17 protein-coding genes are annotated in these 20188 nt (G+C 62.5%); 3 read left to right on the top strand and 14 right to left on the bottom strand.

Features of this window, described 5'->3' with window-relative positions; translation table 11 throughout:
- Positions 1-57: 57 nt before the first annotated feature.
- Entirely contained in the window at positions 58-990 is a 933-nt protein-coding gene (locus LFT43_RS03175) for a LysR family transcriptional regulator (protein WP_395801104.1), read from the top strand.
- Positions 991-1357: 367 nt separating this feature from the next.
- On the opposite strand, the gene LFT43_RS03170 is transcribed toward LFT43_RS03175, so the two are convergent.
- The 12 genes from LFT43_RS03170 to LFT43_RS03115 all read right to left on the bottom strand — a co-directional run bounded on the left by LFT43_RS03170 (position 1358) and on the right by LFT43_RS03115 (position 17573).
- The gene (locus LFT43_RS03170; protein WP_395801103.1) at positions 1358-2866 is read right to left on the bottom strand and encodes a glycoside hydrolase family 32 protein; all 1509 of its coding nucleotides are present in this window, start codon (positions 2864-2866) and stop codon (positions 1358-1360) included.
- Between the two features lie 113 nt (positions 2867-2979).
- On the bottom strand, positions 2980-4587 hold the full coding sequence (locus LFT43_RS03165) for an ABC transporter substrate-binding protein (protein WP_395801102.1): 1608 nt from the start codon (positions 4585-4587) through the stop codon (positions 2980-2982).
- Positions 4588-4793: 206 nt separating this feature from the next.
- Positions 4794-6869: a GH32 C-terminal domain-containing protein gene (locus LFT43_RS03160; RefSeq protein WP_395801101.1), complete on the bottom strand. Its 2076-nt coding sequence runs from the start codon at positions 6867-6869 to the stop codon at positions 4794-4796.
- Between the two features lie 249 nt (positions 6870-7118).
- Positions 7119-8078: a carbohydrate ABC transporter permease gene (locus LFT43_RS03155; protein WP_395801100.1), complete on the bottom strand. Its 960-nt coding sequence runs from the start codon at positions 8076-8078 to the stop codon at positions 7119-7121.
- Positions 8079-8082: 4 nt separating this feature from the next.
- Positions 8083-9048, bottom strand: a complete 966-nt coding sequence (locus LFT43_RS03150; protein WP_395801099.1) for an ABC transporter permease — start codon at positions 9046-9048, stop codon at positions 8083-8085.
- On the bottom strand, positions 9045-10055 hold the full coding sequence (locus LFT43_RS03145) for a LacI family DNA-binding transcriptional regulator (RefSeq protein WP_395801098.1): 1011 nt from the start codon (positions 10053-10055) through the stop codon (positions 9045-9047). The genes LFT43_RS03150 and LFT43_RS03145 overlap by 4 nt, the downstream gene beginning before the upstream one ends.
- A gap of 158 nt (positions 10056-10213) precedes the next feature.
- On the bottom strand, positions 10214-11677 hold the full coding sequence (locus tag LFT43_RS03140; protein WP_395801097.1) for a hypothetical protein: 1464 nt from the start codon (positions 11675-11677) through the stop codon (positions 10214-10216).
- Between the two features lie 600 nt (positions 11678-12277).
- The gene (locus tag LFT43_RS03135; RefSeq protein ID WP_395801096.1) at positions 12278-13117 is read right to left on the bottom strand and encodes a carbohydrate kinase; all 840 of its coding nucleotides are present in this window, start codon (positions 13115-13117) and stop codon (positions 12278-12280) included.
- 5 nt (positions 13118-13122) lie between these two features.
- Complete coding sequence (locus LFT43_RS03130; RefSeq protein ID WP_395801095.1) at positions 13123-14184, bottom strand: NAD(P)-dependent alcohol dehydrogenase; 1062 nt, start codon at positions 14182-14184, stop codon at positions 13123-13125.
- 53 nt (positions 14185-14237) lie between these two features.
- A complete protein-coding gene (locus LFT43_RS03125; protein ID WP_395801094.1) occupies positions 14238-15176 on the bottom strand; it encodes a carbohydrate ABC transporter permease in 939 nt (312 codons plus the stop codon).
- Positions 15173-16141 carry a carbohydrate ABC transporter permease gene (locus LFT43_RS03120; RefSeq protein WP_395801093.1) on the bottom strand — a complete coding sequence of 323 codons (969 nt, stop codon included), beginning with the start codon at positions 16139-16141 and terminating at the stop codon, positions 15173-15175. Before LFT43_RS03120 ends, LFT43_RS03125 begins: the two co-directional genes overlap by 4 nt.
- A gap of 82 nt (positions 16142-16223) precedes the next feature.
- The gene (locus tag LFT43_RS03115) at positions 16224-17573 is read right to left on the bottom strand and encodes an extracellular solute-binding protein (protein WP_395801092.1); all 1350 of its coding nucleotides are present in this window, start codon (positions 17571-17573) and stop codon (positions 16224-16226) included.
- Positions 17574-17847: 274 nt separating this feature from the next.
- Here LFT43_RS03115 and LFT43_RS03110 point away from each other — a divergent pair, with 274 nt between their 5' ends.
- Complete coding sequence (locus LFT43_RS03110; RefSeq protein ID WP_395801091.1) at positions 17848-18795, top strand: AraC family transcriptional regulator; 948 nt, start codon at positions 17848-17850, stop codon at positions 18793-18795.
- A gap of 64 nt (positions 18796-18859) precedes the next feature.
- Here the strand turns inward: LFT43_RS03110 and LFT43_RS03105 are convergent, their stop codons facing one another.
- Entirely contained in the window at positions 18860-19081 is a 222-nt protein-coding gene (locus tag LFT43_RS03105; RefSeq protein ID WP_395802873.1) for an FCD domain-containing protein, read from the bottom strand.
- 15 nt (positions 19082-19096) lie between these two features.
- Between LFT43_RS03105 and LFT43_RS03100 the strand changes: the two genes are divergently transcribed.
- A complete protein-coding gene (locus LFT43_RS03100; protein ID WP_395801090.1) occupies positions 19097-19243 on the top strand; it encodes a hypothetical protein in 147 nt (48 codons plus the stop codon).
- 545 nt (positions 19244-19788) lie between these two features.
- Here LFT43_RS03100 and LFT43_RS03095 read toward each other — a convergent pair.
- Positions 19789-20175, bottom strand: coding sequence for a RidA family protein (locus tag LFT43_RS03095; protein ID WP_395801089.1), 387 nt, complete (start codon positions 20173-20175; stop codon positions 19789-19791).
- Between the last annotated feature and the right edge of the window lie 13 nt (positions 20176-20188).

Genomic DNA, 20188 nt, shown 5'->3' with positions numbered 1-20188 from the left:
TAGTTCAGCACAATCACAGGATTCTCGACCACCGTATACTTTTGCTAAACTCAATTCATGGCCGACCTTGACCTGCACCGGCTCCACCTGCTCCGTGAAGTGAGCCGTTCCGGCTCCTTGACGTCTGCCGCGACCGCCCTTTCCTTCACAACCTCAGCCGTTTCACAGCAGATCGCGAAGCTCGAACACGAAGTGGGCGTCGCGCTGATCGACCGGCATCCACGCGGCGTCGTGCTCACGGATGCAGGTCAGGCACTCCTGCGCTACGCGGACGACATCGACAGGACAATCGAGGCCGCACGGGCCGAGATGGGCGAGTTCGCCGGGCTGCGGCGAGGCCAACTGCGAATGGGGACTTTCCCCACCGTCGGTGCATCCCTCATGCCCGACGTCGTGCTGGCCTTCCGCGCGCGCCACCCGGAGGTCTTAGTCACGGTAGTCAGCGCCCGTCGCGACGGCCTCCTCGAACGGCTGCGGCGGAGGGACATCGAGCTCACCCTGCTGTGGGACTACCCCTGGGAGCGCATCGAGGATGAGGACCTGACCCTCGTTCGGCTCATGAACGACCCCACCATGCTGCTCGTACCGAGGGATCACCCCGTCGCGGCGCATCGGTCAGTGGGGATCGACACGCTCAGAGACCAGGAGTGGATCGTCCGCGACGAACACCCCGTGGCCGACGTCCTCCGACGGGTCTGCCGCGATTCCGGCTTCGAGCCGCGCATCGCCTTCGCCGCCAACGACTACCAGGAAACGCAGGGCATGGTCGCCGCCGGCATCGGCATCGCCCTTGCCCCGCAGCTCGCCCTGAGCGCGCTCCGCCCCGACATCATCGCCATTCCACTCGCCAGTTCCCCGACGCGGAGGATCCTCCTCGCCCACCTTGCCAACCGCAGGCTCAGCCCCGCCGGCCAGCAAGCTGCATCCGTGTTCCGGTCAACGGCCGAGCGTTTGCAAAGCCCCGTAAGGGCAGTACGCAACCCCAGTTAGCAGGAATTAATTGGGTCCTGGCGAGTGTGCTCACCGCCATGGATCAGGCCGCGCCTATTCGTCCCCGGATCGCGTGGCGACACTCGAGTGGACACGAAGGAGCGGCACCCAAGAGATACAGGCGTTCCCTCGCAACCGATCGGCTGAAAGAAGCATAAGGGAGTAGATGCTGCCACTCCCTTCGCGGCGCACGCCGTTGAGTGCTTCGCCGAGTGCTATCTCGGCGCGGCTGCCTGCATAGGCATCTTTCCTTGTCAGGCGGTCAAATCCAGTCCGCGGTCCCGGCGGCGGAAGTTCCTCCAGGTCGACGGATCGTGGACGGGCGCTGCACCGTGATGGGCAGCAGGTTTCGACGACAATGCTGCCCTCATGCGTATTGAGTGACACTCAGATTATTTATGGTTGCTGTGCCCGCGACCGCGTAGAGGGAGACGTCGTTGCCGGTAGCGGGTGGGAAGATCAGTTCTGTCAGGGTGACCTGGCCCCCCTGGGCGAAGACTTCAACGGAGCAACGGTCCACATACACGGCGAGTTCGTAGGAGCCATCCGTCGTCCGGATCGGGGCGGTGTCGATGGAGGCGAAGGATTCGTGGAAGTCTGTTTGCCCGGATTCCCGGCGGTCGACGATGATAGAGCCTTCGGTGGGCCGGATGCCGATGCGGGTTCCCACCGCTCCGTTGCCGCGGACCACAATCCCGAATTCCTCTGCATTTCCGGGGGCGAAGCTGAGGTCGATGCGTTGGACGTTGCCGGCCGCGCCGTCGAGGACATGTTGGCCGTCGGAGATTTCGACAGCCGCGAGGCTGAACGAAGGACCTTGTTCTCTCAGTGATGTCAGATCCGCTGCGACCTGCTGAACCATGCGCAGGTTTCCGTCAATGGTGCGCAGGGATACTTCGCGGACCAATGACATGGGGCTCCGCCAAGGCGAAGTCGGAATCTCATTGGCGTACTCCCAGTTGTTCATCCAGCCGATCATGAGCCGACGGTTGTCTGGGGCGTCGCTGAACGAAACGGCGGCGTAGTAGTCCCGGCCCCAGTCGAGCCACTGGTACTCAGCCAACCGTGCCGGATCCTGGAGGCCTTCGGTGACCGTGGAAACGGAGGTGAACTTGGTTCCGTCGAAATCTCCCACGAAGTACTGACCGGCCGAGCCATTGTTAGGGCCGCCGGGATTGAGGTTCACAATGAGGACCCATTTGAGGTTGTCCGGGTCGCCGTCGACTGGCAGCGGGAAGAGATCCGGACATTCCCACTCGCCTCCGGTCGCGTTCGCCGGACCGAAGCTGCTCAGCAACTCCCAGCCCTTGAGATCGTCGGACTTATAGAGGACCACCTTGAAGTCCTGAGCTTCCACGGCAACCATGACCCAGTAGCTACCGGCGTCGCCGTCGTAGCGGAACACCTTGGGGTCGCGGAAGTTGGCTGATCCGCGGTCCAGCACGGGGTTTCCGGTGTGCTTCGTCCAGGTGTAGCCACCGTCGAGGCTGTAGGCCAGCGACTGGGCCTGGATACCCTCGCGTGCGGAGGCCCGCTTGAACGCGCTGGTGTAGACGGCGACCAGCGGCGCGCGGGAATCGTTGCCGAATCCGCTGGTGTTGTGGCGGTCGAAGACGACGCTGCCGGAGAAGATGTCTTCTGTCTCGTCGCAGGAAATGGCGACGGGGCGCTCGGTCCAGGTCAGCAGGTCGGTGGAGATGGCGTGTCCCCATGACATGTTTCCCCAGACATTGTCCAGGGGGTTGTTTTGGTAGTAGAGGTGGTAGATGCCCTCATGGTGGATCAGCCCGTTGGGGTCGTTGAGCCAGGTGTTCCGGGCTGCGTAGTGCAGTGCGGGCCGGAAAATATCGGCCGTCGTGGCGGTCACGGCAGTCATGAAGGTCAGATCTCGCTTCTGTGATCGTGGTGTGGTGATATCCAGTTGCAGGTTCCCGTACGGCGGGGTAGGCCGGTCCGTGCTTGCGCCGCCCTACCCCGCTGTGTTGGTGTTTAGGAGTTCTTCTTGTAGCGGTTGTAGGCGTCCTGGTAGATCTTGACCATTTTGTCCAGGCCGATGGACTTCAGCTGGGCGACGTAGCTATCCCATTCCTGGTCTACGCCGCCGGAAACGATCCATTTGGCGCGCTTTTCCTTGACGAGCGTCTGGACGTCGGTTTCGATGGTGCTTAGCTGCTGCAACTCATCGTTGGAGAGGAGCACGTTGGGGTACTGGTCGTTCCCGGCGTGGGGCTTGAAGACATCCTTGATGGTTTGCTGGCGTGCGGCGGCCCGGGGTTCGGGGGCCACGACGCTTTGGAAGTCCTCCGCGGTGACGATGTGCGGCCCTCCCGGGGCCACCTTCTGTCGCCGTTCCCCCGCCGTCGTGCCTGCCGGTGCGGGAATCTGCTGGAGGACACCTTTGTCGTCCTTCTGCAGGGCGGCGCCTATCGGACCCCAGCTGGTTTGCGCGGACATGGTGGGGTCATACAGTCCGTCGACCCATCGCATGGTCGCGGCGGGGTACTTGTCGGCACGGGTAATCGCGAACGCGCCGCGGCTGATGTCCGGCCCGTTGGCGACACTGGCGATCTGCTTGCCGTCTTTGCCTTTGAGTACCGGCATCACAACGTAGTCCTTGGCACGGCCCGCGCCGACGGCCTCCTCGGTCTCCCACCAGACGTAGGAGCCGAGGGTTTCAGCAGCACTCTTGCCCTTGGCCAGGTACGCCTTGTCGTCCTGTGAGAAGGACTCGGGGTCGATCAGGCCCTCCTGGTACCACTTGTGGAGTTCGGAAACAGCGGTCTTGTACTGGTCCTGCGCGGCAGTGAAGATGACCTTGCCGTTTTGGACGATGCGGTGGTCGATGTTGTCCGGCAGTCCGCCGAGGGCGGCGAACAGATCACTGATGTCCGCACACCACCAGTTGTTGATGAAGCTCAAAGGAATTTCATCGTTCTTGCCGTTGCCGTTGGGGTCCTTGGTCTTAAAGGCGACGAGGGCGTCGTGATACTCCTGGATGGTCTGCGGAACCGGCAGGCCGAGTTTATCCAGCCATGCTTTGTTGATCGACATGAAGTTCGGGTAGGCGCGCAGCCCGAGTTCCTCGACGTTGGGCAGGGAGTAAATGTGCCCGTCCGAGGAGGTGACGGCCGCCTTGATATCCGGCCGGTCCTTGAGGATCTTTGCGAGATTCGGGGCGTACTTGTCGATCAGGTCTTCCAGCGGGACCAGAGTGCCGTTGGTTCCGTAGGTGGAGATATCTGTATCCGAGAAACCGGTGTTGAAAAAAGCATCCGGCAGGTCCCCGCTCGCCAGGATCAGGTTCTTCTTTTCCTTGTAGACGTTGTCGGGCAGGTTTTCCCACTTGACGTCGATGTTGGTGTCTTTAGCCCATTGCTGGACCAGCGGCATGCTCTCGTAGGCCGGCGACAGCGGGGCCTTCGTCCCGGAGAATCGCAGGGTCAGGGTTTTATCGACGATTGGCAGTCCAGTCGGCTTCAGGCCGAAGTCCGACGAGGCGTCTTTGATACCGGTCGGGCTTTGCCCGGAGCAGGCAGTGAACATCAATGTTCCGGCGACAAAGACGCCGACCGTGGCCAGGGCGCGGTTATTCTTCATGGGTTTCCCTTTCAGGGGTTCCAAATTTGGGTTTAGGTGGGGGTTGTTCAAGTTTTTTGACGGCGCCGATGAGGGCGCCTTTGTTGAAGTCCCTAAATGAACGTCGAGGCGATCGGCAATGACAGCCTGGAGACGACGATCATGACTTATGTGGTCAGTCCAAGGATCCGCTTCGAGGCGGCAACGTCGGACTGGATGAACATGAATCAATCGGCCTTTCTTGGTCGGTATGCGGAGTGGAGGTAATGGGCGGAGAACGAGAGAATTCGGGCACCGTCCGCAACCCGGAGAAGCACCTGGTCGGCATCTTCGCTCACCGGGTACGCGCGCGACGTTAGCGAGACCCGATCATCGACGTATAGCTCGACCATCGAGCCGTCCACGAGCAGTCGGGCATGCACGCTTGGCGAGTCGGGGCGGCGAATGCCGCGACGCCCCTCGGTGTGCTCCGATCGGCGGCTGCTCCGCGATCGGTCGATCCAAACCTCTGTGCCGGTCACCCCAAGAACCGTCGTCTCGACTCCATCGGAACTGCGAAGCACCTCGATTTCGAGCCCGGATCCCTCGACCCAGAATTCGAGGTCGAGGTGTCTGCCGCGGAGTGGGAAGGAAACTTGAGCCGCTGCACTTTCGGCATCCGTGATGGTGTGGCCGGGTCCGAAGGGGCGTTCGTGGAGCAACCCGAGCTCCGCGACAGGCCTCACGCTAAGCGCACCGTCTGCGTGGAGTCCGAGTTCCAGCGGGAAGCCCGCGTTGTGCGCCCACCCGCTCCCGGCAAACTCGTCCAGGCTTCGCTTGTCTTGCGCGATGCTCCACAAGATGCTGCGTCCATCCTGAAGAACGGTGCCGCTCGGCCCGGTGAGATGGCCGCCACCGTCAAACTCTCTCGGCGCTGGATCATCGGGCGTGAATCGTCGCGACGCGGCATCCCAGACGCCGGTCCAGTGCCAGACGTGCTGAAGGTGGTGCTCGCTCTCGCCTGCCCACCAGGGCGCGATGAAAAGAGCGTGGCGGCGCCGTCCGTCGCTGCCGTTGCCGATCGGCAGAAGCACCGGGAGTTCCCACATCTCACCCGTCGCCGGGTACCGGGCGACGTCGCCGACAAGCAGCGGCTCTTGTTGCTCCCATCGATCGCCGTCGCGCGAGTGGAACAGCAGGGCCGCGCCGCCGCGTCCTTCAAGGCCTGCGCCCACGAGGAGGAACCAATCATCCCTGTCGCGCCAGACAAAGGGGTCACGGAACTGGCCCCTCACGAGAGGTTCGGCAGAGCCGGGCACGGTGGTCGGCATCTCGAGCACGGGGTGTTCATCAACGGCCCAGCCGCTACCGGTCGGCCGGGCCACCGCCACCGTTTGGTCAGGGCGCCGGCCGAAATCGCCGGCAGTGAGATATAGCAGGTGTTCACCGTTGGGAGCGGTCACCGAGCTTCCGCTCCAAACACCATCGGGCGCGACGGTCGTCGATGACGGCGCCACCGCAATGTTTTCGTCTTGCCAGTGCACGAGGTCCTTGCTGATCGCGTGACCCCAGGCGATGTTCCCCCAATACGGGCCAGCAGGGTTGTGCTGATAGAAGAGGTGATGCATGCCGTCGACTTGTAGTGCGGCGTGGGGCTCGTTCATCCAGCCTTGCGGTGCTGAAAAATGCGCGATCGGGCGATGAAGGTCTGCCGCGAATCGGGCACGGTCCGGCGCGGTGTCGGCGGCGTTTACCGCCTCTGGTACTTCCGGCGGGTGCGCCGCGGGCAACACCCTCACGGGCCCGAGGAGGCCGCTCGCCGCAGCGGCGGGAAATCGGCCCTCGACGAGGTCGCTGTCCGCTGAGCGTCCGAGGGTCATCCGGGCCGGAAGCCGGATGTCGCCGGGGGGCACATCGAATGTGCCCGCTGGTTCGCCATCGACGCGTAGTTCAGCACGACCATTGGCGATGGACAGTGCCAGGTGATTCCAGGAATCGAGTTCGAGACGGCCAGTGCCAACGAACATGCGGCCGCCGACCACTGCCGCTACATAGCCTGACCTGTTGTGGCCCAGCGCGAACCCAGTGTTCAGCTCAAGCGCATCAATGATTGCCGTGAAACCACGTGCTCCGCCGCGCGCAAAAGCGCGCGGGGCGAACCAGGCCGTCACCGTGAGGGCGGGCTCATTCGAGGCGGTGAACTGAATCTCCGCCCACGTCGACCAGCCGTCCAGGAATATGGCGGAACTGTCAGCGGTCGGTCCCTGTCGCGGCGCAAGTAATACCGCGCGTTGCTCGGGCCCTTCAGAGGATATGACGTGCACGTTTGATCCGGCTGCGTCGGCTGGCTGAATCGCATTCCCCTGGAAGCTGAGGTCAAGGAGTGGACGTGTGAGCGGCCCCCCGAGGAAGCTGTGTGCGGTCCGTCCGGCCGGACCCGGTTGTGCGTTCACTTCGTGTCGAACCGGTCGCAACCGGCTTGGTAGATCGCCACAACTGTGGCCCGAGCCCTGTTGTCTATCATGGGTTTCCCTTTCAGGGGTTCCAAAATTCAGGTTTTGGTGGGGATCGTTCTAGCTTTTGACGGCGCCGATGAGGGCGCCCTTGGTGAAGTGCTTCTGCATGAACGGCAAGGCGATCATCAGGGGCAGGCTGGAGATGACGATCATGGCGTATTTGGTCAGTTCGGCGACCCGTTGCGCAGCGGCATAGGACTCGACGTCGCCCGATAGGTTTCCGGACGCCGCGACGTCGGACTGGATGAGGATATTCCTCAGCACCAGTTGAAGCGGGTATTTGGTGTCATCGTTCAGGTAGATCAGGGCGTCGAAAAAGGAGTTCCAGTTGCCCACGACATGGATCATGAGCATCAGCATGATCAGCGGCTTGGACAGCGGGAGCACCATCCGGAAGAAGAACTGGAAGTCCGAGGCGCCATCGAGCTGGGCTGCTTCGCGCAGTTCGTCGGGGATGCTGTGTTCAAAAAACGACCTGGCAATGATGAGGTTCCAGACCCCGATCGCCCCGGGCAGGATCACCGCCCACATCGTGTTCAGCAATCCCAGGTCGCGGACCACCAGGTACCGGGAGATCAGGCCGCCGTCGAAGAACATGGTGATGATGAACAGCAGCATGATGAACTTTCGACCGGGCAGGTCCTTACGGGACAGGGCATAGCCGGCACCCAGGATGGAGCCGACGCTGATGATGCTGCCCATCACCGTGTACAGGACGGAGTTGCCCAGACCGCGCCAGATGGCCGGATCAGCGAAAATCCGCTGGTACCCCTCAAGGGTGAAGCCCGCTGGCAGGAACCACACTTTGCCTTCGTAAATCTGGTTCGGGTCGCTGACCGAGGCGATGACGATGAAATACAGCGGGTAGGCCACGGCGGCAATCGCAACAAGCAGGATCGCGATTGTCATGGTGTTGAATGCCGGATCGGCCAACCGGGCGCGCAGCGGAACCCTATACAGGTCTGCTGGCCGGCGTTCGCGGAGGAGCTGCTGAGAGGGGATGGTCCTGGTTGTCATTTGGTTACCACAGACTTGTCTTGGTTGCGCGGCGGGCCACCCAGTTGAAAGTCACTAGGAGCGCCAGGTTGAGCAAGGAGTTGAACAGGCCGATCGCGGCGGAGTAGCTGAACTGCGCCTGCTGCAGTCCTGCGTGGTAAACGTAGGTCTGGACGATTTCAGACGTCTGCGTGTTCAGGTTCGTCTGCATCAACAGGGCTTTTTCGAATCCAACGTTGAGCAGGTTGCCGATTGCCAGGATGAACAGCACCGTGATGACAGGCATGATTCCGGGGATGTCGATGTGCCGGATCCGCTGGAACTTGTTCGCCCCATCGACCTTGGCCGCATCATGGAGCGCAGGGTCGATGCCGGTCAGCGCGGCCAGGTAGACGACCATGGAGAATCCGGCGTGCTGCCAAATGTCCGACACCACGTACACGGGGCGGAACCAGTCGGCCGATCCCATGAAGAAGACGGGCTGGCCGCCGAAGAGCTGGAGAGCGTTGTTGACCAGGCCCGAACGCGGAGAGAGCAAGACGAACATCATTCCCACGACCACCACCGTTGAAATGAAGGCGGGCGAATACAGTACCGTCTGGGTCAGCTTCTTGAACCGCCGGGCTTGGAGCTGGTTGACCAGCAGGGCCAGGACAATCGGCACCGGAAACGCGATGAGAAGGCCAAGGACCGCCAGCCAGACCGTATTTTCCAGCACCCGCTCAAACTGGAACGAGGAAACGAACCGCTGGAAGTTGGCCAGACCTACCCACGGACTTCCAAGGAAACCGTCCACCGGGTTGTAGTTCCGGAACGCGATCTGAACCCCGTACATCGGCCAGTACTTGAATACGGCGATGTAAATCAGCGCCGGCGTTAGTAATACGTATAACTGCCAGGCGCTGGCCACCCTCTTCAGCCGGAAGGACAAGGGTCTTTTGACCGGACGCGGCCCGGGGGGCCGGATCCTGGTTGACGTTGCGCGGCTCATTCCGCTTCACCTGAATTCGTCACTGAACTCCGTTCAATAAGGGCACATTCGAGGGCTTCAATCCGACCGTTCGGTTCGCCGCCCTCGATGAGCATTTCGACTGCGCGTCTGCCCATGGAGACAAACGGCAAGTCCATGGTGGTCAGCCCCGGCTGAAGATACGGAGCCAGGGTCTCCTGGTTGTCAAAGCCAATGATGGCAACGTCTCCGGGTATCCGGCATCCCATTTGATCCAGCGCCTGATAGGCACCCCATGCGGTTCGGTCGTTCGCGCAGAAGATGGCCGTCGGCGGGTTACCCGCGCCCATGACCTCCCGGGCATAGCGGTGGCCGTCGCCTGGATTTCCGTCCCCGAACCGGACAATGGCCGGATCAACGGTCAATCCGGCCTCGTTGAGCGCCCGCGTGTACCCGGCGTAGCGTCCGATGGCGGCAGGCAGTCCGCTTTCCAAGGTCTCAATATTGATCATGGCCACCCGGCGGTGCCCGGCATCGAGGAGCCGCTTCGTGGCGGCGTACCCGCCAAGTTCCTCGTCCGGGATGATACTGGGGATCCGGCGGTCGCGGTCTTCGGAATTCAGCACCACGGACGGAACACCGCGCAAGGCAGCCGGAACGTCGACTTTCCGGTGGTACATGGACGCGTAGACCACCCCGGCGACCTTGTACGAAAGCATGGCTTCCAAGGAGGCGCGCTCAAGTTCCCTGTCTCCGTTGGTGTTCACCGTCAGGACCAGAAGTCCCGATTCCCAGGCACGCTCCTGCGCGCCCTCGATGATCTTGCCCGCGAAGGGGGCACTGGCCACGACGTCGCCGACGAAGCCGACCATGCCGGAGACACCTTCACGCAGTACCTTGGCGTGGGCATTGGTCCGGTATCCGAGCTGCTCGACGGCCGTTTCCACCTTGTCCTTGGTCTTCTGTGAAAACCGGGACCCACTGACGTCGTTCAGGACGAGGGACACTGTGGCCTGGGAAACCCCCGCGAGGGCCGCCACGTCGTGCATGGTCGGTCCTGAGTTCAAATTTGGCCTACGCAACCTGGCACCTCCTTCGCTGTTGGTTGAAATAGTCATTCGTATAACTAACCGTCTGCTGATCGACTGTAATGCAGCTCACACATGCTCGTCAAGTTATTCTCCATGAGCGCATCACCGTAGCGGGTTCAGTCCCAGGTGACGGGGCCCCCGGCGCTGTATCCGCCGCTCGATCCGGATTCGTCCGAGAACCAGAACGAGTACAGGTGCGCGTCGGCCGAAAGCCGGATCATCACCGTGACGTGGCGTGGGTTCCGGTCCGTCGCCCCTGCCAAGGGGATGCTATGGCAGGTGTTGTCGACGCCGGAGGGGATGGTATGCGTTTCAGTGTCACCCGTGTCGAGGTCCGTCACGGTTGCTTCGGCTTCGCCTGCCCCTGTCTGGATGTTGATAAAAAGGTGGTCCCCCTGCACCAGGAGGGGTCTGGTCCGTACTGCTCCTGCCCCGTCGGGGCCGGGCGTGAGGGCGCAGAATCCGTCACGCCGCAATGTAGCCAGCCCCATTGAAGCGCCCGCGTACATGTGGTGTCCGAGACTAGGAGAGATGCCCGAGAATCCGGTGTAGTAGATCCTCGTCTCGTCTCCGTATGGAATGATGCCGCCGTTGACCATGTGAAGGTATCCATAGTCCCAGGCATCGGGTACCAAGGACGAGGCCAGGAAGGGTTCAGGGTTGACGTTGTAGTGGTAGCCGTCCCTCGAGATTCCCAGGTAGAGATCGATGATTTTCGGCAAGCCATGTGCTTCGGCAAAGTCGTTGGAGGGTCCCCGGTACACCGCGAACACGCCAAGCATGGCGCTCTCATAGGGCATACAGGTGATTTTGTAGATTTCCGGTGTCCGCAGATCGCCAACCGGAGGCGCCGCCCCAAAACCATGGCTCCCCACCCACGGCAGAACATCACCCTCGGACCAATGGGACGCCCCCTCGAAGTCGTCCGACTCATGCCAGCCGCGACCCCGTCCGTACGGCCCAAGGTGGGTGCGGAGGCTGAAGACCCACTTCCGCCGGAAGGGGTCATAGAAAAAGGTGGTGTTATCACCGCATGGGCCGGACGGGCCTTCGTGGAGCCAATGCTCACCGTCGTTGCTGGAATAGACTTCACCGCCCTCCGAGATGACCGGCGTTGAATGGGCCGGCAGATCGTCCGGGCCGAATTCCGGGGTCCTGCGACGGACCCACCGCAGCATACGGTATTTAGCTTCGGCATCTGCATAGTCGCGGCAGATGCTGACGCCGTCCCGCTGAAGAATGCTTCCCTCTTCCTCGTAATCCAGCCCCGTGAGCTCCCTCGGCTCGGCGTCATTCCATGCAAGGCCGTCGACCGACGTCCGCAACGTGGTCCTGTCAAACCAGCCCGACATGTACCAGACCCTCCACTTGCGGATTTGATGGTCATAGAGGATTCCGTCGTCGAAAGGGGCAGCCGCAGGACACCGGCCACCATTCATATCGCGGTCCGTCGAAGGGGCCAGCACCGGGTTCCTTGCGCTGGGAGCGGGCGGTAACCACGTTCGCACGAGGGACCGATCCTCCAACAGATGGTCGTCAACGATCAGCTGGCGCCCGATAAGGGCGTCGATGGAATTCATGTTTCGGTCCAATCCCTGGTTTCTTTCAATCCGTGGCCATCTGCGGCCAGCTGCAGGGATATTCCCCGGCAGGAAAACTGGAAACCGTGCGGAAAATCAGGGCCGCGCATCCACTGATGGCCGAAAAGTCATTCGTATAACTGTCAATGTGCGACTGTAATGCGCATCACACCACGCCGTCAAGCCGTTAACGTGTGTCGGATTCCTAAAAGCTCCCGGGTCAGGTTCACATCCTGGGAAGGGAAACAACTAGTTGCGTGTCTCAGTTTTGTTTGCTGAAGACCTCAATTGTGACCCTTGACACCCTCCGCGCTCTCCGCATAGTCCTCCGCATCCAGTGTTCCGGGAACTACCCACCACCATGATCACGACCTGGGAAGCGGGTGCCCTCCCGGATCCTTGGAGTTAAGGGGAGACGACGGGCCGGAGGTGATCCTGGTCAACGCCGGCGGTGCCAGGAACACAGCGTTCTCGCAGTGTCCATAGGCCCCCGATTGGACGGACAGCGGGCCGAGTTCGTCCATCCGGGGTGGGTTGGCGCCCGTCCGGGAGCAGGTGATCGCGGCGGCGCGGTTGGCGTAGGCGGCCAAGGCGTGCAATTCATCGGGCGTCAGGCTGTCCAGCCGTGTTCTGCCCCCCGGCCCCGAGTGCATCCAACTGCGCGAGTCCGGAGAGCAGCCCGGCCATGAAGGAGTCGCCCGCGCCCACGGTGTCGGCAACGATGATCGCTTCGGCCGCCATTTCCACACGTGCGTTGCGGGACAGGACCACCGGGCCAGAGGCTCCGCGGGTCAGGGCAACGACCGCCGGGCCAAGTGCCAGCCAAGCCTCGAGGGTTTCGTCCGGCGTCCGGTCCGGGTACAGCCAACGGAGGTCTTCATCGCTGGCTTTGACGATGTCGCTCGCAGCCACGAAAACTTCCGATTGTTGCCGGGCCACGGCCGCATCGGGGCTGATCGCTGGCCGGCAGTTGGGATCGAAATTGATAGTGGCGTGCTCCCGGGCGGATTCCACGAGGGCCAGGGTCGTCTGATCGCCCGGCGGAAGCACGGTAGCGATCGAACCTGTGTGGAGGTGGGTTGAATCCTCGACGGCGGTGAAGGCCGGCAGGGATGCCCCGTTGATGTCCCAGGTGATGGAGAAAGTGTATTCGGCGCCGCCGTCCGGCCCCAGCGTGGCGAGGGCTGTTGACGTCGGTGCGGTTCCGCCGTTAATGACGTCCACGGCGTTGGCTCGCAGGTGCTCGTCGATCATGAGCCCGTACGGGTCCTGGGAGTAGTGCGTCACGAGGTTCGTCCTCAGGCCCAGGCGGGCGGCTCCGACGGCCACGTTGAGCGGGCTCCCACCCGGGTGGGCCTGGCTTTCACTCCTCCCGTGGGGGTCCCTGATGATATCGACGAGGGATTCGCCGATGACGGTCACCGTGGTGTCACGAGCCATTCCTCTCAGCTGCCCGGGTAGACGATGGCTTTGAGCTGTCCGGGCTGCTTTCCGGCCTTGAGTGCCTGTTCTGCCTCGGCGAGGGCGAAACGCCCCGTGACCAGGACGTCCAGGTCCACTTTGCCGTCGGCGATGAGCTGGATGGCGAGCGGCCAGGTGTTGGTGTAGCGGAACACTCCGGAGAGCCAGATCTCACGGTTCTGGATGTACGAGACGGGGAGTTCGACGTCGTCCGCCCCCAAGCCGACCAGGATCACCCTGCCGGCCGGTCCCACGGCCTTGATCCCGGAACGGACCGCCTGCGGCGCGCCGGAAGCGTCAATGAAGGCATCGACGTCGAGCCCTTCGACGCTGTCCGTTTTCGCGTTGAGCGCATGCGTGGCGCCGTGTTCCAAGGCAAAGGCCAGGCGGTCCTCGGCGATGTCCGTGATGTAGATGTCGGTGGCGCCGAAGGCGCGGGCGGCCTGGGCGGCGATAATGCCAATGGGGCCGGCACCGGCGATCAGCACACGGCTGCCGGGCTTGATTTCGGCGCGTTCGCAGGCCCAGAGACCGACGGAGAGTGGTTCGATGAGGGCTGCTGCCTCGTCGCTGACGTTATCCGGGATGTCATAGGCGAAGTCGGCCTGGATGGTGACGTATTCGGCGAAGGCTCCGTCGATCGGCGGGGTGGCGTAGAACTCGATGTCCGGGCAGAGGTTGTAGCGCCCGGATTTACATTGCTTGCACTTGCGGCAGGGCCGCTGGGGTTCGACGGCGACGCGGTTGCCTATGCGGGCAGGGTCCACGGCGCTTCCGACGGCGGCGATCCGGCCGGAGAGTTCGTGGCCCAGGATCAGGGGGTGGTCAACGACGTAGTCGCCGATCCGACCGTGCTCGTAGTAGTGGACGTCGCTGCCGCAGACCCCGACCGCGGCGACCTGCACCAGGACCTGGTCGGGTTCCAGTTCCGGCATGGAGAGCGTTTCCAGGGTCATCTCGCCCTGGCGCTTCAAGATGGAAGCGCGCATGGTCGCCGGCAGTTCGGGCTGTTCGAGCGTGTGGGCCTGTGTGGTTGGTGTTGTCATCGAAAGTAATCCTTGGGAAATCGGAGAGGGAGGCGGTCTATTTGACGGCGCAGTTACTTGACAGCGCCCAGGGACAGGCCCTGGACGAGTTTGTCCTGGGCGGCGAAGCCGGCGAACAGCACGGGGAGGGAGATCACGACGGCGGCCGCGCAGACTTTCGCGAGGAACAGACCCTGGCTGGAGACGAAGCCCGTGAGGAAGACGGGCGCGGTGCCGGCGATGACGCCGGTGAGTACCCGGGCCAGGAGCAGTTCGTTCCAGCTGAAGATGAAGCAGATCAGGGCGGTGGCCGCGATGCCGGGCATCGCCACGGGTGCGATGATCTTCCGGAGGGTCAGCAGCAGGCCTGCGCCGTCGATCTGGGCTGCCTCAAGCATCTCCACCGGGACTTCGGCAAGGAAGGAGCGCATCATCCAGACGGCGATCGGCAGGTTCATGGACGTGTACATCAGGATCAAGAACCAGATGTTGTCCAAGGCACCGACGGTCTTGGCGAACAGGTAGAGCGGCAGGATCGCGGCGACCACCGGCATCATCTTCGTGGAGAGGAAGAAGAACATGACATCGGTCCACTTCTTCACCGGCCGGATGGAGAGTGCGTAGGCCGCCGGGATGGCCAATACCAGGACGAGCACGGTGGAGAAGATCGAGGCGGTGGCGGAGTTGATCATCGGCGGCCATGGGCTCACGCCGGAGGTCGCCCCGAAGAATTCCTTGTAGGCGTCCAGGGTGAGGTTCGCGGCGATGGACGGCGGGTTGGTGGCCGCGTCTGTTTCCGAGTGGAAGGAGGTCAGGATCATCCACAGGACCGGTGCTGCGAACAGCAGGGCCAGCAGCCAGGCGGCGAGTCCTGCGGCGGTGTTGTTCCGGGTGGAGTCCATGCGGGACTTGGCCCCGCCGAACTTTCTGAACCCGCGCCGGCGGGATCCGCCGTCGTAAGCTGCGGGGCCGGCCGCCGTGTTGCGGCGTGCGGCAGGGGTGAGGGTGCTCATCGTGCTGCCTCCTTTTTGAAGAGCGAAAAGACGGTGCGGAGGGCGAAGGTGGCCACGATGATGGTGCCGATGACCACCACGACGCCGGCGGCCGAAGCCAGCCCGTATTCGTTGGCGAAGTAGAACGTTTGGTAGATGGCGTAGGGCAGGTTCGCGGTGCCCAAGCCTCCGGAAGTGAGGGTAAAGACGGCGTCGAAGTTCTGCACGATATAGATCGCGCCGAGCAGGCCGCCCAGTTCCATGTATTGACGTAGGTGCGGGAGCGTCAGGTGGCGGAAGATGTCCCAGTTGCTGGCCCCATCCATCTGGGCCGCCTCCACGGTGTCCATGGGCCGGGACTGCAGGCCCGCGAGGAGGATCAACATCATGAATGGGGTCCACTGCCAGACCAATGACACGACGACGGCCATCAGCGGGGCCTGGGAGAGCAGGTCCGGCTGGGGCGGAGTGTTGCTGCCGACGAGCGACCAGATCCAAGTCAGGATTCCGTTGATCAGACCATACGTGGGGTTGAGCAGGGCATGCTTCCAGATGAGGGCCGCAGCCACGGGGACCACCAGGAACGGTGCGATCAGCAGCGTCCTGGCCAGGCCGCGGCCGATGAACTTCTTGTCCAGCAGCAGCGCGAGGCCAAGTCCTATCAGCAGACTGAGCAGCACCACCGAGACGGTCAGGATGATGGTGGTGAAGATCGCCTGGCGCAGGTCAGGATCGGTGAGGACCTGGACGTAATTGGCGAATCCGGCGAATCCGGTCTGGTCGGGGCGGAGGCTGTTCCAGTTCAGGAACGAGATGATCAGGGTCACCACGAACGGGAGCTGGGTGACGATGATGAGGAAGATCAGGGCTGGCAGCAGCGGCGCACGCCGGGCCCAGGCCAGGGCGCGTTCACGCGTTCTGGCGTTCATGGAAGGGTTGGGGGCGCTGCGCCCGGAACGGGAGATGCGCGCTGTTGCGGTAGTCATGAGGGTCTCCTGCGGTTCCGGGGCCAGCACTTGGCGGCTGGCCCCGGAACCGGTTGGTAGGTTTTGCTACTTCTTGTGCCTGTTACTTCTTGTACTTGTCGCCGATTTTTTGTGCGGCGTCCTGGCCCTTAGCCAGTGCATCGGCAACGGAACCCTGGCCCGCGACGGCGGAACTGACCCCTTGGGAGACAGTGGTTCCCAGGTCGGCGAACTCGGGGATGCCGACGAACTGGATGCCCACCACCGGGCGCGGTTGAATGCCAGGGTTCTTCGGATCGGCGTTTTCGATGGCCGTCCGTTCAGCCTGGAAGAACGGCGCGGCCTTCTGAAAGTCGGCATTCTCATACGTTGAGATGCGTTTGCCGGACGGAACCTTGGCCCAGCCCAGCTTGGCGGCCACCAGTTCTTCGTACTTTTTCGAGCTCGCCCAGGCAATGAACTTGCCTGACGCGTCCTGCTTCTTCGACGCTGCCTGGACACCCCAGGACCAGGTCCACAGCCAGCCCGAGGATTTGGTTTCCTTCACGGGGGCCTGAACGTAGCCGATGTCGCCCTTCACCGGGGATCCGTCAGCTTCCAAGGCACCGGCCGCTGAGGTGGCGTCGTACCACATGGCTGTTTTGCTTTGGCTCATGTTGTTCAGGCATTCGGTGAATCCGGCCTGGGCGGCTCCGGCTTCACCGTGTGCGCGCACCAGGTCCACGTAGAATTTCGTGGCCGCGGTGAACTCGGGGGCGTTGACCTTCGCGTTCCAGTCCTTGTCGAACCACGTCCCACCGAAGGTGTTCACCACGGTGGTCAACGGCGCGAAGACCTGGCCCCAACCAGGCTGGCCGCGCAGGCAGATGCCCTTCATCCCCGGAGCCGCGCCATCAACCTTGGCCGCAAGATCGGCCACCTGGTCCCAGGTGGGCTTCTCCGGCATGGTCAGGCCCTTGGCCGCGAAAATGTCCTTCCGGTACATCAGGAAGGAAGACTCACCGTAGAACGGCTCGCCGTACAGCTTGCCGTCCTTGCCGGTAAGCGACGCCGTGTAGGCCGGAAGGATATCCGTCTGGTTGAACGATGCATCCTTCGCTACGCCATCCAGCGGCGCGAGCCAGCCGTTCGCGGAGTAGAACGGGATTTCGTAGTTTGACAGGGACGCAACGTCGTACTGCCCTGCTTGGCTGGAAAATTCCTGGCTGATCTTCGCCCGGACGTCGTTCTCCGGGAGGACCGTGTAGTTGACCTTGATGCCCGTTTCCTTGGTGAAGTTATCCGCCGTGAGCTTCTGCAGGTCCTCCATTTGCGGGTTGTTCACCATCAGGACGTTGATGCTGTTTTGGTCTCCTGCCGCCGTGCCGCCACCGGCGCCGGAACAGGCCGAGGCAGCAAGTGCGATGCACAGGGCGCCGGCAGCCAGTGAGGCAGCGCGTATTTTCGGGCGCATTGAGGACTCCTTTGTTCTTCAAGGGGGTAGGCAGTCTCTGCACCTCGACTGCTGTGTCGATGTACCGGACTGGAGCGTGGCCTAAGATCGGGAATCCGATCTGCCGCGCTTGGTTCCTCAAGATTAGGCGTGTGGGATAGGGCACAACTAGCGCCTCCGTTGCCAGTTTCTGATACTAATTTTCTCCTCCGCTTGCCAGGTAGGCGCTAATGTAGGGGAAGAGGTCTAGGGATGCTGTCCAGATTTCATAAAGTCGAACGCATGGAGAAACGCTATGAGCGCGGTGGAACCGGTCGATGACGCAGCAGCGAGGCTTGCAGAACGGCTCCTCGGCATGCGGGCCAACCGTGAGGTCATCCCGGCCGACCCGAACCACTCGGTCCGATGGCACGAGCACGACTACCCCAGCCCCGTGGCCCGCTGGAACTACCACCCCGAATACGAGATCCACCTGATTCGGAAAGGCACCGGCAAATTCATCGTCGGGGACCACATCGGCACCTTCGAGGCCGGCCAGGTGTCCCTGGTGGGGTCCGGCCTGCCGCATGACTGGGTCAGCGACCTTGAGCCTGGGGAAGTGCTGGAGCGGCGGGACGCGGTGATCCAGTTCGATGGAAAATGGGTCCAGCAAGCAGCAGCCACGATTCCGGAAATGGCCGAGGTGAACCCCCTGTTGGAACAATCCGCGCGGGGAATCGAATTCCTGGGAACGTCAGCCCGGAAGGCCGCCGAAGCGATCGAGGCGATGGGCACCTCCACCGGATTGGAGCGACTCCACCACCTCTTCGAAGTATTCACGGTCCTTGCCCGTGCGCCCCGGGAGGAACGCCGCTACCTCGCCGAGGAATGGTTCAGACCCCAACTGGACGGCCAGGCCGCCGCCGTCGTGGACATCGTCCTCGAGTACGTCTTCAGTAATCACGCCGGCAATGTGAAGATGTCCGAGGCGGCCGCGCTGGTGGGAATGCCCGAACCGACATTCTCCAAATACTTCAAACGCGCCACCGGCCAGAACTTCAGCGACCTCGTACGCAAACTTCGGCTGGCCCACGCACGGCGCCTCCTGGAAAACAGCGACAAAGCGATCTCCGACATCTGCTACGAAGTAGGCTTCTCCAACCTGTCCAATTTCAACCGGCATTTCCTCAACGAGACTGGAGTCGCGCCGCGCGCCTATCGGAGTGCACGGCGTGAGCGGGCGGACGCAGCCGCGCGGAAGTGACAGCACCCGGCTCGGTCAGGCAAAGTCCGGCATCAAGCCCCGGGCTTGGCCGCCTTCGGGGAACTTAGCCCTGCACGAAGGGGCGGAGTCGTTCGAGGGAACGTTCCAGGTGATCGGTCATCGCTGCATGGCTCGCTTGGGGGTCTCTGTTGGCGATGGGTTCTGCTACGGCCGCATGCTCGTGGAGGCCTGCCAAGCCCAATTGCGATGCGTAAAGAATACGGAAAGTCCTCAGGTGTACATGGGCGCGGGTGAAAGCGTCATGCGCTGACTCGTTTCCGGCGATCTGGAAGATCAGATCGTGGAACCGTTAATCATGCTCCTGCATGGCGCGGTATTTGCTGAAGTCCATCTCCAGGAACTCACCGGGCTAATCACCGACTCCGAACCGCCAGCCACCATCCGTGAAGCACTCGAAAAGAGCGGCGGCGTGACAATCATCGCGTAACTCACCACCGCATTAAACATCCCCAATAAGATTCCATGTTGATTGAGAGCGAGACGAGCGACCGCCGGCACTGCCCACACACATCCTCAACGGACACGGCTGCTTCAAATACAAAAGCGCCCGATCAGATGTGAGCTGATCGGCGATCAATCCTTTGAAACATGTTGCCGGCCGCGGTTCCGTTGCCACCGGCCCCGTTTTGGCGCTGGCCGGGGTGTGCTCTTCTCGATCCACCCTGGACTGCCTCATCCACCTAGTTACCTGCCTGCGCCTCGTTGGCTGCACGGTCGCCAGCTGACAGACCACCGCAATCAAGGCCGCCATGGGCGCGGCTACGTGAGAAAACCGAGACCCCCGTCATTGTGTATGTAAGTGCGGAGATTGGCGCCGTCCGCCGCGAGCCAGAGCCCCGAGCCGTCTGGCATGACTGCATCAACTATTCCGCTTCGGACGGCTCCTTCTGGACGACGCAGTCTCCCCTGGTCAGCACGCCGTCAAGGTCGAAGAGGGTGATTTCAGCCATCACTCTTCCGTCACTGATTCGTCTATTGCAGGATGGCGTCGGCTTCGACTTCGACCAGGAGGTCGTGGGCTGCCAGGGCGCCGACTTCGACGACGGCGGTCACGGGACGGATGTCGCCGAAGATTTCACCGTGGACGGCGCCGACGGCGTCGAAGTCTGCAATGTTGGTGAGGTAGACCCTGGTGCGTATGACGTCCGAGAATGATCCGCCTGCCTGGATGAGGGCGGTCTCGATGCGGTTGAAGATTTCGCGGGCCTGGGCGGCGGCATCGTTTCCGCCGACTGCGCCGTTGCTGGAGCCGGCGGTAGTTCCTGCTACGACGATCTGGTTTCCGACGCGGACCGCGCGGGAGTAGCCGAGGATCGGCTCGCGGGCGGATCCGGATGAGATGTTCTGGCGCTGATTCATGGGTTCTCCTGAT

The sequence above is a fragment of the Arthrobacter sp. FW306-04-A genome (genome assembly GCF_044358315.1).
GTDB lineage: Bacteria > Actinomycetota > Actinomycetes > Actinomycetales > Micrococcaceae > Arthrobacter.
Note: the sequence above shows the minus strand (reverse complement) of the source record. Positions and strands in the feature narration are given on the sequence as shown.